Source organism: Streptomyces sp. NBC_00028 (assembly GCF_045041065.1).
Lineage (GTDB): Bacteria > Actinomycetota > Actinomycetes > Streptomycetales > Streptomycetaceae > Streptomyces.
Genome location: NZ_CP108293.1, coordinates 5,001,832 through 5,014,355 on the forward strand (window position 1 = coordinate 5,001,832; position 12,524 = coordinate 5,014,355).

The window sequence follows — 12,524 nt, forward strand, 5'->3', positions numbered from 1 at the left end:
GGCGACACTCATGGGCCTCGGCGGATGCATCATCCTCATCGCCGCGGGAGCCATCCTCACGTTCGCGACCGACTGGGACATGCAGGGGGTCAACCTCGATCTGGTCGGGATCATCCTGATGATCGTCGGACTGATCGGGGTCAGCACCTTCAGCAGCATCGCGCGGCGCAGGCGGGTCGTGGTGCCGCCCACCACGCCGGTCATCGACGAAGAGGGGCGTCAGCGCAGGGATTTCTGACAGCTCGTCACCAATTGGACTCACAGGAAATATCCAGACAACCGTGAGCAGTCCGTTACACCGGACTGCTTGTCGGCTTGTATGGGTTTCGTGAAGACTTGTGAGGACTTGGAGGCCCGGGGGGTGAGTGGTACCGGGCCCCTTCCTCGCAAGACTTCGCACCAGGGGGCCCGCCGTGCTCGACCTCGCGGCGCCCAGCGGTCGCCACGCGGCCCGTCGCGCCCACGCGGCCCCCGAGGAACCGGCGACCCGTCCCCGGCTCGCCGTGCTGATCCCGGCGCACAACGAGGCGGACCGCATCGGCGCCGCCATCGACGGCCTGCGCGACCAGACCCGGCGGCCCGACCTCGTCGTCGTGGTCTGCGACAACTGCACCGACGACACCGCCGAGATCGCCGTCGCGCACGGCGCCCAGGTGTTCCACACCCAGGGCAACACCCACAAGAAGGCCGGCGCCCTCAACCAGGCCATCGCCTGGATGCTGCCCCATCTCGACGACCGTGACCTGCTGCTGGTCCAGGACGCCGACACCGTCCTCGACCCCTCCTTCGCCCAGACCGCCCTCGCCACCTTCAACCGCAAGGTCGGCGCCGTCGGCGGGGTCTTCTACGGCGAGGAGGGCGGCGGACTCCTCGGGCTGCTCCAGCGCATGGAGTTCCACCGCTACGCCTGGGAACTGGAGCGCACCGGCGGCAAGGCCCAGGTCCTCACCGGAACCGGCACCATGTTCCGTGCCCGGGTGCTGCGCGAGGTGCGGGCGGCCCGCCGCGCGGGGGTGATCGGCGGCGGCAGCGGCTACTACAGCCTCGCCTCGCTCACCGAGGACGACGAGATGACCAAGGCGGTCAAGACCCTCGGCTACCGGGCCATGTCCCCGGCCGGCTGCGCGGTCACCACCGAGGTCATGCCGACGCTGGGCAAGCTCTGGCACCAGCGGCTGCGCTGGCAGCGCGGCGCCCTGGAGAACCTGCGCGACTACGGCTGGACCAAGGTCACCGCCCGCTACTTCGCCCAGCAGTTCCTGATGGGCTTCGGCGCGCTGTCGTTCCTGGTCTACCTCGTCTACATGACCACGTTCACCACGCTGTACGGCTGGCCGGGCTTCTCCCCGTTCTGGACGGGGATCGGCCTGATCTTCGTCGTCGAGAAGACGGTCTCCGTACGGCGGGCCGGCCCGAAGGCCGTCCTGCTCGCGGCGCTGATGGTCCCGGAGATGCTCTACGACCTCTTCCAGCACGCCGTCTACTTCACCTCGCTGTGGGGGATGTTGCGCCGCAGCGAGGAGAAGTGGGTCGCCACATGATCCCCAACTAGGAGAAGCACGATGTACGGACGAGTGATCGGCGCGGGCACCACCGGTGCCGGAGGTGCCACCCTGGCCGCGACCGGCCTGTGGATGAACAGCATGGCCCTGGTCGTCACGGCCACCACCCTGGCCGCCGCGGGCGTGGCACTGTACAAGCTGGCCCCGCGCCCGCGTCGCCGGTAGTCCCTTCACTGCGCGGGCAGTCCCTTATTGCGTGGGCTGGTCGGGTCCCATCCCGGCCAGCACCAGGGGCGGCTGACCACCCGCGCGAGCTCACCCAGGCGTGTCCGCAGCTGCCGGTTTCGCCCACTGGATGTGGACGCGCTGCTCAGGGATGATCCTCTGGCCTCGAACTCCCTTGGTCACCTCCACCCGATCGATGGCGAGAGACAACCGATCGCGCCGGTCTTCGTTTGTTGCCTCCGTCCACGCTTCGCGCAAGGTGCGTCCGTCGAGCATCGGAGACACGTCCACGGACGGCACGGGCAGCTTGTAGAGCTCTCTACGCAGACCGTCGATGCGCATGCTCAGCCGCTCTGCAAGTCGGTTGTATCGCTCAACGGCCTCAGGGCCCTTGAACTCACCACGCAGGTAGCGTGCGTCCTCAAGATCCGCCAACCGGGCTTTCTCATCCTGGATCTCAGCGTTGAGAGCATCACGCTTGGCGAATGTCTCCGGATCAATCCGGTGGGCCCAGCGGTCAGCGATCGCGACAAGCAACGGGTCGTCCGGTTCGAGCACCGGAAGCTTGGTGAGGAACTGTTCCGTCACGTACTGATCAACCGCTTCAGCCAACGCTGACGCTCCGATGCACTGGTTGCCCGCGCGACGAGCCATGCACTGATAGCTGCCGCCCACACGATGCATCCGGCGACCGCAGCCGGGAACCGCGCAGTAGACGAGTCCCGTGAGCAGCGCCGTCCCCTCGGGCTTCGGCCGCCGCTTTCCTGCGTGCACAAACGTTCTGGATTCCAGGATGCGGATGATCTGATCACGCTCTCCGACCGTGATGATCCCCTCGCCGATCTCGACAGTGTCCAGCGTCTCGGGATCGCGGTACGGGAAGACCCTCCCCGTGTACTTCCGCTCGCCGTCATCCATCTCGACGCTCTCGGTCTCCGGCATGAGGCCGGCGAACGCAGGGGACCGGAGGAGCTGCATGACGCTGGCCGCGTTCCATTGCCCGCCCCTCGGCGAGAGGATCTCGTACTCGTTGAGGAGTCGGGCGATCTTGACCAGCGATGTTCCGGCGAGCGCTTCATCCGCGATCAAACGGGCGTAATCGGCGTGCTCCGGGTCGTGGACGAGCTTCTTCGTCGTCGGGTCGATGAGCAGTCCGTACGGAGGCTGTCCGCCGATCCACTGGCCCTTGCTGCGCAGGTAGCGCTTGGCATGGCCGACACGCGTACCGAGATTCTTGGACTCTGATCGAGCCAGCTCAGCGAGCATGGCGACGACCATGCGCGCCGAGTCGTTCGACGTGTCGAGACCGTCCACGACTGAGACGAGACGGCCACCCGCCTTCTCGATCGCGTCCAGCACCTTGCCCACCTGGCCGATGCCCTTGCGGGACAGGCGGTCGAGTTTCCAGACGATCAGCGTGCCGACAACGCCCGCCGTGACGGCCGCCAGCGCGGCGTCGAAGCCCTTGCGCTCAACGGTCTTATAGCCCGAGCGCCCTCTGTCTATGTGGACCTTGCGGACGGTCAGCCCGTTACGTTCGGCCCAGACACGGCAGTCGGCTTCCTGCCGCTCGATGGCGGTTTTACCGTCCCTGTCGAGGGACAGCCGGAGATACAGATCACAGATTGTGTCTTGGTGCACACACTCAGTGTGGCGAAGAGTTCGGTGCTCTGTTGTCTATCTCCAGAAGTCGAAAAGGATTACATAAGGGTGCCACCCGCCACCGGCAGTCACCTCAGCGCATGCCCGGTCGTCGCGTCCACATGGTCCGGTACGTCGTCATGGCGGTCGCCGACGGTGAGGGTGCCGGTGGGTTCGAAGAGGAGGATCGCGGTGGGGACGGGGGCGTAGGGCTTGTGCTCGGTGCCGCGCGGGACCGTGAAGACCGAACCCTTCGGCAGCACCACCGTGCGCTCAACGGCCTGCTCCCGCAGGGAGATGTGCAGTTCGCCCTCCAGGACCAGGAAGAACTCGTCGGTGTGGTCATGGACGTGCCAGACGTGGTCGCCCTCGACCTTGGCGATTCGGACGTCGTAGTCGTTGACGGCCGTGACGATGCGGGGGCTCCACTGCTCGGTGAAGGAGGCGAGGGCGGCGGAGAGCGCGATGGGTTCCATGAGGTCATCGTGCGGGGTACCGCCGACGGTTCACGAGTGCTAGGAATCGCGTATGCCGCAAGAATCCTCTCAGCGCCCGCACCGGGTGGTCCTCGTCGTCGACGAGAACTCCAACCCGTTCGAAATGAGCTGCGCCATCGAGATCTTCGGTCTGCGCCGACCCGAACTGGGGCGGACGCTCTACGACTTCGCCCTGTGCGCCGCCGGACCGCGCACCCGGATGCGGGACGGCTTCTTCACCCTCACCGAGGTCGCCGGGCTGGAGGCGGCCGAGGAGGCGGACACCCTGATCGTGCCGAACCGGCCCGACACCGACACCCCTCGCTCACCCCGGGTGCTGGACGCCGTACGCCGGGCACACGCGCGTGGCGCCCGGCTGCTCGGCTTCTGCTCGGGCGCGTTCACGATGGCGGAGGCCGGACTGCTGGACGGGCGCAGGGCGGCCTGCCACTGGATGTGGGCGGAGTCGTTCCGGACCCGGTTCCCCCAGGTGCGCCTTGAGCCGGACGTGCTCTTCGTGGACGACGGCGACATCCTCACGGCGTCCGGCAGCGCCTCCGCGCTCGACCTGGGCCTGCATGTCGTACGGCGTGACCATGGCGCCGAGATCGCCAACGCGGTGTCGCGTCGGCTGGTCTTCGCCGCCCACCGCGACGGCGGGCAACGCCAGTTCGTGGAGCGCCCGGTGCCGGAGGTGCCGGACGAGTCCCTCGGCCCGCTGCTGGCCTGGGCGCAGGAGCGGGTGGGCGAGCCACTGACCGTGGCCGACCTCGCGGCCCGCGCGGCGGTCTCGCCCGCCACCCTGCACCGCCGCTTCCGGGCCCAGTTGGGGACGACACCACTCGCCTGGCTGACCGGGGAACGGGTGGCGCTGGCCTGCCGGCTGATCGAGCGCGGCGAGGAGCGGCTCGACGTGGTGGCCGCGCGGAGCGGACTCGGCACCGCCGCGAACCTTCGCGCGCGCGTGCGACGCGAGACCGGCCTCAGCCCGTCGGCCTACCGGCGGCGTTTCGGACCGGCTGCCGGGGAAGCGGTCATGGCATGAGATTCCTCGTACGCGACCGGCTGCTCGGCTTCGGTGACGACTACTGGATCGAGGACGACCAGGGCAACAAGGTCTTCCTCGTCGACGGCAAGGCCATGCGGCTGCGCGACACCTTCGAGCTGAAGGACACGCGCGGGCGCGTCCTGATCGACATCCGGCAGAAGATGTTCGCCCTGCGCGACACCATGCTCGTCGAGCGGGACGGCGAGCCGCTGGCCACCATCAAGCGCAAGCGTCTGTCCCTGCTGCGCAACCACTACCGCGTCGCCCTCGCCGACGGCAGCACCGAACTCGACGTGAGCGGCAAGATCCTCGACCGGGAGTTCGCCGTCGAGTACGACGGTGAGCTCCTCGCCGTCGTCTCCCGCCGCTGGCTGCACGTCCGGGAGACGTACGGCGTGGACGTCGTGCGCGAGGACGCGGACCCGGCGCTGCTGATCGCGGTGGCGGTGTGCGTGATCCACCTCGCGGAGAAGGAACGCGAGGAGGACTGAGGAACGCGAGGAGGACTGACGGCCGTCGGCTACGGCCTGCGCGGGGGTTCCAGGCCCAGGACGCGGTCCTTGAGCGCGGGGAACTGTTCGCGGGTGGCCGCGACCTTCCCGGGGTCGAACTCGACCGTGAGGATCTCCTCGCCGGCCCCCGCCTGGGCCAGCACCTCGCCCCAGGGGTCGACCACGATCGAGTGACCGGCCTGCGGAACTCCCGCGTGGGTCCCGGCCGTTCCACACGCGAGCACGAACGCCTGGTTCTCCACCGCCCGCGCCTGGGCCAGCAGCGTCCAGTGCGCCCGGCGGCGCTCCGGCCAGCCCGCGGGGAGGACCAGGGTCTCAGCGCCGGCGTCGACGAGGCCGCGGAAGAGTTCGGGGAAACGGAGGTCGTAACAGGTGCCCAGGCCCAGGGTCGTCCCGGGCAGACGGACCGTCACCAGCTCCTGGCCCGCGCCCATCAGCACGGCCTCGCCCTTGTCGAAGCCGAAGCGATGGATCTTGCGGTAGGCGGCGATCAGATCACCGGAGGGGGAGAAGACGAGAGAGGTGTTGTAGAGCGCCCCGTCCTCGGCGCGCTCGGGAATCGAGCCCGCGTGCAGCCACACGCCCGCGTCGCTCGCGGCCTTCGCCATCGCCTCGTGCGTCGGCCCGTCCACCGGCTCGGCCTCGCCGGCGAACCCCTCGTAGGCGAACGCGCCCGTGGTCCACAGCTCGGGGAGGACGACGAGATCGGCGCCCGCCTGCTCCCGTACCAGCGAGGCCACCCGCAGCCGACGTGACTCGACCGATTCGTCCTCGTTCACGTCGATCTGGATCAGAGAGGCGCGCACACTACCACCGTCCTGGCATTCGAGCCGTCCACACGGGCCTACGATCGTCACACGAAAGCACTGCCGGGGTGCCTCACAGCAGCGTAACTTAGCGTTTCGAGACACCCGCCGAGTGCAGCCACCTCCCGCTGGCAACGCCGCCACCACCTGCCCGTGTACCGACCGCCGAGGGGTCCCGTTCCGTGAGTCTGCATCCCACCCTCCAGCCCTACGCCGACGCCTGGACCCACTCCATCGAAGCGATATCCGAGCTGGTGACCCCGCTCGTGGAAGGAGAGTGGAACCGGCGTACGCCGTGCCCGGGCTGGTCGGTCCGTGACGTGGTGTCCCATGTCATCGGTCTGGACTGCGAGATGCTCGGCGACCCGCGCCCGATCCACACGCTCCCGCGCGACCTCTACCACGTGACGAACGAACAGCAGCGGTACACGGAGATGCAGGTCGACGTCCGCCGCCATCACACCGCGCCTGAGATGACGTCCGAGCTGGAGTACGTGATCATCCGCCGCAACCGGCAGCTGCGCAACGAGTCGCGCGACCCGGGGGCGAAGGTGCGCGGCCCCTACGGCACCGAGCTGACGCTCGAGGAGTCCATGCGTCGGCACGCCTTCGACGTCTGGGTCCATGAGCAGGACCTGCGCGCCGCGCTCGGCCGCCCGGGCAATCTGGACTCGCCCGGCGCGCACATCGCCAGGGACTATCTGCTGGCCGAACTCCCCGCCGTGGTCGCGGAGAAGGCCGACGCCCCGCGCAGTTCGGCCGTCGTGTTCGACGTCCACGGCCCCATCGAGTTCCTGCGCACGATCCGCGTGGACATCCAGGGCCGCGGCACCCTCGAAACGGCCCCCGCACTCGGCCCCGCCGCCACCCTCACCCTCGACTGGGAGACCTACGTCCGCCTGGCCTGCGGCCGGGTGACCCCGGACGCGGTGGCGGACCGGGTGAAGGCGGAGGGCGAACCCCAGCTGACGGCGGCGATTTTGAGCAACTTCTCGGTGACGCCGTAGGTAGGGATCTGGGGGCGAGAGCCCCCAGCTCTACGCCGGTACGTGGACCGTCTCCACCCGGCTCGCCACCAACCGCTCCCGCTCCCTGCGAATCGCCCGCTTCCGCAGCCGCAGGATCTGACTGACCCCCACCGCCTGCAACACGAACACCACGGAGAACGCGATCCGGTAGTTGTCCCCGGTCGCGTCCAGCAGCACGCCCACCGCGAACAGCGTCGTCATCGAGGCGACGAACCCGCCCATGTTGGTGATCCCGGACGCCGTCCCCTGCCGCTCCGGCGGATTCGCAGGGCGCGCGAAGTCGAAGCCCAGCATCGAGGCCGGCCCACAGGCCCCGAGCACCGCGCACAACACCACCAGCAGCCACATCGGCGCGTGCGCGCCGGGGTACGCCAGCGTCACCGCCCACACCAGCCCCGTCGCGCCCACGGTCCCGAGCGCCAGCGGCAGCCGCGCCTCGTGGTGCCGGGCGACGACCTGGCCGTAGACGAGCCCGACGAGCATGTTGGACAGCACGACCAGGGTCAGCAGCTCGCCCGCGGTCGCCCGGGACACCCCCTGCGCCTCGACCAGGAACGGCAGGCCCCACAGCAGCAGGAACACCATCGCCGGGAACTGGGTCGTGAAGTGCACCCAGAGCCCGAGCCGTGTCCCCGGCTCCCGCCAGGACGCGGCGATCTGGCGTCGTACGTAGGCCGCGCCCTGGTGGGGAAGCGGCTCGGGCTCGTGGCCCTCGGGGTGGTCCTTGAGGAAGAGGAGCAGCAGCACCAGCACCACCACGCCCGCGAGCGCGCTGCCCGCGAAGGCGGCGGTCCAGCCGACGCCGTGCAGCAGCCGGGCCAGCACGAGGGTGGAGACGAGGTTGCCGGCCATGCCCGCGAGCCCGGCGAGCTGGGCGACCATCGGCCCGCGCCGGGCGGGGAACCAGCGGCCGCCGAGCCGCAGCACGCTGATGAACGTCATCGCGTCACCGCAGCCGAGCAGCGCGCGCGAGGCGAGGGCCATGCCGTACGAGGGGGAGAAGGCGAAGCCGAGCTGTCCCGCCGTGAACAGCACGACCCCGATGGTGAGCACCTTCTTGGTGCCGAGCCGGTCGACGAGCAGGCCGACGGGTATCTGCATGCCCGCGTAGACCAGCAGTTGGAGGATCGAGAAGGTCGACAGCGCGGAGGCGTTGACGTGGAAGCGGTCGGCGGCGTCGAGGCCGGCCACCCCCAGCGAGGTACGGAAGATGACGGCGACGAAGTAGACGGAGACGCCGATGCCCCAGACGGCCATGGCACGTCGGCCGCCGGGAGGATCGGCGGGCAGGGCCGTGGACCTCATCGGACCTCACCCCGCGCGAGGTGGGAGAACCACTCCACGTGCCCGTGGATCAGTCCGACGACGGCCTCCGCGTCGCCGGAGCGCAGCGCGTCGAGGATCTGCTCGTGCTCGGCGAGGGTCTTGGTGATGCGGTCGGGGTGGGCGTGCATGACGGCGACGCCCATCCGCAGCTGCCGGTCGCGGAGTTGGTCGTAGAGCCGGGAGAGGATCTCGTTGCCGCCGCTGCGGACGATCTCGGCGTGGAAGCAGCGGTCGGTGACGGCGGCGCCGGCGAGGTCCCCGGCGGCGGCCTGCTCCTTCTGCCGCGCGAGCAGCTCCTCCAGGCGGGCGATGAGCTGCGGGGACGCCGGTACGGCCTTGCGCGCGGCGTGCTCCTCGACCAGCTGGCGGGTCTCGACCACGTCCGCGATCTCCTGTGCGGAGACCGGCAGGACCAGCGCGCCCTTCTTCGGGTAGAGCTTGATCAGCCCTTCCACCTGCAACCGCAGCAACGCCTCCCGCACCGGGGTCCGCGACACCCCGACGGCCTCGGCGAGCTCGCCCTCGGTGAGGAGCGTGCCTCCTTCGTAGCGGCGCTCCAGGACACCCTGCTTGACGTGGTCGTAGACACGGTCGGCGGCGGGGGGCTGCTTGGCGGGGGTGGGCACGTCGGTGGGGACGGTGGCGGCGGGCGGGGCGGAAGGCATGTGCACAGCATAGATACAACACGTACGCATAAGAGATCCGTTCCACCATGCGGACCTCAACAATTACCCCAGCCGCCGCACAACCTTCTGTGCTACTTACGTGTCACACACATGCGGCCCCTTCGTCTTCCCCTCCAACTCGGCCGCATCACAGGCGAATTCGACGTATTCGGGGTATTTCAGTTGACAACCGCTACCAAGGGCCTCCGTGTCCGCAGAGCCGCAGCCGTCGCCCTCACGACCGGCGCGATGCTCGCCACCGGAGCTCTCACCGCGGCGCCGGCGCAGGCTGTGACCACGCCGACCATCACCGCCAAGGGCGGGTACCTGATGAACGGCGCCACGGGTAAGACGCTGTTCACCAAGTCCGCCGACACCAAGCGGCTCACCGCGTCCACGACCAAGGTCATGACGGCGAAGGTCGTGCTGTCGCAGTCAAACCTGAACCTGGACGCCAAGGTCACGATCAAGAAGGCGTACAGCGACTACATCGTCGCCAACGGCGCCTCGTCCGCGGGCCTGATCGTCGGTGACAAGGTCACCGTCCGTCAGCTCCTCTACGGGATGATGCTGAAGTCCGGCTGCGACGCGGCGATGGCGCTGGCCGACAAGTACGGCTCCGGCACCACGGTCGCCGCCCGCACCAAGAACTTCATCGGCAAGATGAACACCATGGCCAAGAGCCTGGGCATGGCGAACACGCACTTCGACTCGTTCGACGGCATCAGCAAGGGTTCCAACGCCTCGACGCCGCGTGACCTGACGAAGGTCGCCCGCAGCGCGCTGAAGAGCTCCACCTTCAAGACCGTCGTCAAGACCAAGTCGTACACGGCCAAGACGATCACGAAGACCGGTTCCACCCGCACCATGGCGGCGTGGAAGAACACCAACGCCCTGCTCGGCTGGAACGGCACGCTCGGCGTGAAGACCGGCTCCGGCACCGAGGCCAAGTACTGCCTCGTCTTCGCCGCCACGCTCAACGGCGAGTCGGTGATCGGCGCGGTCCTCACCGCGCCCAACGAGGCCAGCCGCACGGCGGACGTGAAGAAGCTGATCAACTACGGCTACGCGAAGATCAGCTGACGCGTAGACGTGGAGTGGGAGGGGGCCTGCGGCGGCGGGCCCCTTTCTCATGTCCCGGGGTCGCTCAGCCGGCCGCCGGCCAGAAGAACCGCCGCTTGTCCTTGGACGTGGCGCCGATCCGCGCGTAGAACCGGATCGCCCCGTCGTTCCACACCGGCGTCTGCCACTGCACATGCCCGAGCCCGAGCCGCCGCGCCTCCCCGCGCACGGCGTCCATCAGCGACTCCCCGATACCGAGCCCCCGATGCCCGTCCCGCAGGAACAGACAGTCCATGTGGAGGTACTCGACCCCGTCCCAGGTGGACACCTCGGCGGAACAGGTGGCGTACCCGACGACGGGCCCACCCTCCTCCAACTCGGCGACCAGCCCGATCAGTCGAGGCTCCGGCTCCCCGAACAACAAGGGCCCCAGCCGCTCGGCCAGCCCCTCGGCAGGCGGATCGGCCTTCTCGTAGACGGCATGCTCGGCGATGAGGGCGACAAGCTCCGGAAGATCCCCGACACGCACCCGTCTGACGTTGGTCATCGGACCATGATGCCTGGTCGCGCTCAGGCCGGGTTGCCCGTGGAGATGTCGAACTGGATGTCCACGTCCTTCGGGTCGACGTCCGTACCGGCCTTGGGGGACTGCCGGATCACGATGCCCTCGCCCCATGTGTTCTCGTCCACGGCGTTCTTGTCGTAGTGCCAGCCGACGGACTTCAGGCAGGAGAGGACCGAGTCCCAGTTCTTGTAGGTGAAGTCCGGCACCTGGATCTTGTCCGGGTCGTCGTACGACTCCTGCGGGTCGGTGCACTCGGTCTTCTCGATCGTCCGGTTCGGGTCACCCTTGCGGTACCCCGTCGGATGCGAGGAAGCCGACGTGCTCGCGCCGTCGCTGCCCTTGGCGTCGTCGTCCGAGCCGCCGTTCATCAGCAGGGCCGCGATGAGGCCGCCGACCGCGATGACGGAGACGATGATCGAGCCGAGGATCACCGGCTTGTTGTTCTTGCCGCCGGAGGACGCCGCCGGGGCCTGCTGGGGCGTGATGTTGTACGGCGGCGGGGTGCTCGACGCGTAGGCGTTGGGGGCCGGGGTCTGGTAGCCGGCCTGCTGCGGGTAGCCGTAGGCGGGCGCCGGGGTCGGGGTGCCGTACGGGTTCGGGGTGGGGGCCGGCTGGTACGGCGTCTGGACGTTGTTCGTGGCCGGCGGGGGCGTCTGGCCGACCGGCGGGAAGACCGCCGAGCCGACACCCGCGCCGCTCGCGGTCTGGGCGCCCGGGACGATGCTCGGCGGGGCCGCCTGGAAGGAGGCCGCGACCCGCAGGCACTCGTCGCGCATGGCCTCGGCGCTGGGGAAGCGCTCGTTCGGGTTCTTCTTCAGGGCGCGGGCGATCAGGGCGTCCACGGCGGGCGGGAGCGCTCTGTTGATCGAGGAGGGGGCGACCGGCTCCTCCTGCACATGCGCGTACGCGATCGCCAGCGGCGAGTCCGCCTCGAACGGGAGGCGCCCGGTGACCAGTTGGAACAGCATGATGCCGACCGAGTAGAGGTCGGAGCGGGCGTCCACCCCGCGGCCCAGGGCCTGCTCGGGCGACAGATACTGGGGAGTACCCACCACCATGCCGGTCTGCGTCATCGACGTGACACCCGACTGCATGGCGCGCGCGATGCCGAAGTCCATGACCTTGACCACGCCGCGCTTGGTCATCATCACGTTGCCCGGCTTGATGTCGCGGTGGACCAGGCCCATCTCGTGGCTGATCTCAAGCGCCGCCAGCACATCCGCGGTGATCTTCAGCGCCTTGTCTGCGGGCATCGCGCCGAACTGCCGTACGTCCTCGTCGAGCACCGAGCCCAGCGGGCGGCCCTCGACGTACTCCATGACGATGTACGGCATCGTCATGCCGTCGAGGCTGTCCTCGCCGGTGTCGAAGACGGAGACGATGTTGGTGTGCGTGAGCTTGGCCACGGCCTGGGCCTCGCGGCGGAAACGCTCGCGGAACGCCTGTTCCCGGCCCAGCTCGGTGTGCAGGGTCTTGATCGCGACGGGGCGGTCGAGCATGGTGTCGTGCGCCAGGTGCACCGAGGCCATGCCGCCTTCGCCGAGCAAGTCACGCAGCTGATAGCGGTTGTTGGCGAGTGCCCGCCCCGCGTACCGGCCGTGCGCGCCGTCCTGGCTCATGTTCTGCGTCCCCCATCGGCCTTCAGGCGCCGGCCCGACTGTCGTTGAT

14 protein-coding genes are annotated in these 12,524 nt (G+C 69.0%); 7 read left to right on the plus strand and 7 right to left on the minus strand.

Going from position 1 to position 12,524, the window contains the following annotated elements; genetic code table 11:
• Window positions 1-10 precede the first annotated feature (10 nt).
• The 3 genes from OG885_RS22430 to OG885_RS22440 all read left to right on the plus strand — a co-directional run bounded on the left by OG885_RS22430 (window position 11) and on the right by OG885_RS22440 (window position 1,727).
• Window positions 11-238 (plus strand): DUF6458 family protein, encoded by a 228-nt coding sequence (locus OG885_RS22430; protein ID WP_329336944.1) that lies wholly within the window; start codon window positions 11-13, stop codon window positions 236-238.
• A gap of 265 nt (window positions 239-503) precedes the next feature.
• Window positions 504-1,541, plus strand: a complete 1,038-nt coding sequence (locus tag OG885_RS22435) for a glycosyltransferase (RefSeq protein WP_405742820.1) — start codon at window positions 504-506, stop codon at window positions 1,539-1,541.
• A gap of 21 nt (window positions 1,542-1,562) precedes the next feature.
• Window positions 1,563-1,727: a hypothetical protein gene (locus tag OG885_RS22440; RefSeq protein WP_165951232.1), complete on the plus strand. Its 165-nt coding sequence runs from the start codon at window positions 1,563-1,565 to the stop codon at window positions 1,725-1,727.
• A gap of 90 nt (window positions 1,728-1,817) precedes the next feature.
• On the opposite strand, the gene OG885_RS22445 is transcribed toward OG885_RS22440, so the two are convergent.
• Both OG885_RS22445 and OG885_RS22450 read right to left on the minus strand, forming a co-directional pair.
• On the minus strand, window positions 1,818-3,368 hold the full coding sequence (locus OG885_RS22445; RefSeq protein ID WP_405734371.1) for a recombinase family protein: 1,551 nt from the start codon (window positions 3,366-3,368) through the stop codon (window positions 1,818-1,820).
• A gap of 89 nt (window positions 3,369-3,457) precedes the next feature.
• Window positions 3,458-3,844 carry a cupin domain-containing protein gene (locus tag OG885_RS22450; protein WP_405734372.1) on the minus strand — a complete coding sequence of 129 codons (387 nt, stop codon included), beginning with the start codon at window positions 3,842-3,844 and terminating at the stop codon, window positions 3,458-3,460.
• A 52-nt stretch (window positions 3,845-3,896) separates the two neighbouring features.
• On the opposite strand from OG885_RS22450, the gene OG885_RS22455 reads away from it, so the two are divergent.
• Together OG885_RS22455 and OG885_RS22460 are read left to right on the plus strand one after the other, a co-directional pair.
• Window positions 3,897-4,889, plus strand: a complete 993-nt coding sequence (locus OG885_RS22455) for a helix-turn-helix domain-containing protein (RefSeq protein WP_405734374.1) — start codon at window positions 3,897-3,899, stop codon at window positions 4,887-4,889.
• Window positions 4,886-5,383, plus strand: a complete 498-nt coding sequence (locus tag OG885_RS22460) for an LURP-one-related/scramblase family protein (RefSeq protein WP_405734376.1) — start codon at window positions 4,886-4,888, stop codon at window positions 5,381-5,383. Before OG885_RS22455 ends, OG885_RS22460 begins: the two co-directional genes overlap by 4 nt.
• A gap of 29 nt (window positions 5,384-5,412) precedes the next feature.
• Here the strand turns inward: OG885_RS22460 and OG885_RS22465 are convergent, their stop codons facing one another.
• A complete protein-coding gene (locus OG885_RS22465) occupies window positions 5,413-6,210 on the minus strand; it encodes a carbon-nitrogen family hydrolase (protein ID WP_405734378.1) in 798 nt (265 codons plus the stop codon).
• Between the two features lie 182 nt (window positions 6,211-6,392).
• On the opposite strand from OG885_RS22465, the gene OG885_RS22470 reads away from it, so the two are divergent.
• On the plus strand, window positions 6,393-7,217 hold the full coding sequence (locus tag OG885_RS22470) for a maleylpyruvate isomerase family mycothiol-dependent enzyme (RefSeq protein ID WP_405734380.1): 825 nt from the start codon (window positions 6,393-6,395) through the stop codon (window positions 7,215-7,217).
• A 30-nt stretch (window positions 7,218-7,247) separates the two neighbouring features.
• On the opposite strand, the gene OG885_RS22475 is transcribed toward OG885_RS22470, so the two are convergent.
• Together OG885_RS22475 and OG885_RS22480 are read right to left on the minus strand one after the other, a co-directional pair.
• Complete coding sequence (locus OG885_RS22475; RefSeq protein WP_405734382.1) at window positions 7,248-8,543, minus strand: nitrate/nitrite transporter; 1,296 nt, start codon at window positions 8,541-8,543, stop codon at window positions 7,248-7,250.
• Window positions 8,540-9,229, minus strand: a complete 690-nt coding sequence (locus OG885_RS22480; RefSeq protein WP_405734384.1) for a GntR family transcriptional regulator — start codon at window positions 9,227-9,229, stop codon at window positions 8,540-8,542. The genes OG885_RS22475 and OG885_RS22480 overlap by 4 nt, the downstream gene beginning before the upstream one ends.
• A 183-nt stretch (window positions 9,230-9,412) precedes the next feature.
• On the opposite strand from OG885_RS22480, the gene OG885_RS22485 reads away from it, so the two are divergent.
• On the plus strand, window positions 9,413-10,312 hold the full coding sequence (locus OG885_RS22485; RefSeq protein ID WP_405734386.1) for a D-alanyl-D-alanine carboxypeptidase family protein: 900 nt from the start codon (window positions 9,413-9,415) through the stop codon (window positions 10,310-10,312).
• A gap of 64 nt (window positions 10,313-10,376) precedes the next feature.
• On the opposite strand, the gene OG885_RS22490 is transcribed toward OG885_RS22485, so the two are convergent.
• Together OG885_RS22490 and OG885_RS22495 are read right to left on the minus strand one after the other, a co-directional pair.
• A complete protein-coding gene (locus OG885_RS22490; protein ID WP_405734388.1) occupies window positions 10,377-10,838 on the minus strand; it encodes a GNAT family N-acetyltransferase in 462 nt (153 codons plus the stop codon).
• 23 nt (window positions 10,839-10,861) lie between these two features.
• Entirely contained in the window at window positions 10,862-12,475 is a 1,614-nt protein-coding gene (locus tag OG885_RS22495; RefSeq protein WP_405734390.1) for a protein kinase domain-containing protein, read from the minus strand.
• Window positions 12,476-12,524 lie beyond the last annotated feature (49 nt).